Here is a 382-nt window from a genome sequence, read left to right as displayed (position 1 = left end):
AGCATCCACAGCAGTGTTCATCGGTGCGTCCTTGTTGCTCGATCAAGTGGAAAGAAGGAAGTCGGAAACAGGTTCAGGCCGGCGGCAGATCGTGCGGCGGCGGACGGAACAGCGGCGAGATCAGCCAGACCAGGCCGATGTAGCGAGCGATGCCTTCGCCGCCGGTCAGCTGGTAATGCAGCGAATCGCTGTCACCCATCACCCACTTGCCGCCCAGGGTCAGGCCGCCAGCCACCTTGTCGGCCTTCGCGCCGGTGGCCGGTTTCGCTGCGGATCAGGGCGGCACGCTGGCGGCCAGCACCGTTGAACTGGAGCTGCGCCTGGATGGCAGCCGCATGCTGTCGGTGGTGCCGGTAGGCGATGACACCCACATCGCGCTGCG

Annotated in this window: 1 protein-coding gene and 1 pseudogene; one reads left to right on the top strand and one right to left on the bottom strand. The window is 65.7% G+C overall.

What is annotated here, in order from left to right; all coding sequences use genetic code 11:
- Nucleotides 1-73 precede the first annotated feature (73 nt).
- Nucleotides 74-235, bottom strand: coding sequence for a hypothetical protein (locus ABGA94_RS19685; RefSeq protein WP_375367966.1), 162 nt, complete (start codon nt 233-235; stop codon nt 74-76).
- A gap of 13 nt (nt 236-248) precedes the next feature.
- Between ABGA94_RS19685 and ABGA94_RS19680 the strand changes: the two are divergent.
- Nucleotides 249-382 (top strand): annotated as a pseudogene (locus ABGA94_RS19680) (cell envelope integrity protein CreD); the annotation flags it as partial.

Origin of the sequence: Stenotrophomonas sp. 3diitr2024 (assembly GCF_042136455.1) — a bacterium.
In the GTDB taxonomy this organism is placed as follows: Bacteria; Pseudomonadota; Gammaproteobacteria; order Xanthomonadales; family Xanthomonadaceae; genus Stenotrophomonas; species Stenotrophomonas sepilia.
This window is presented reverse-complemented; position numbering and strand designations above follow the sequence as displayed.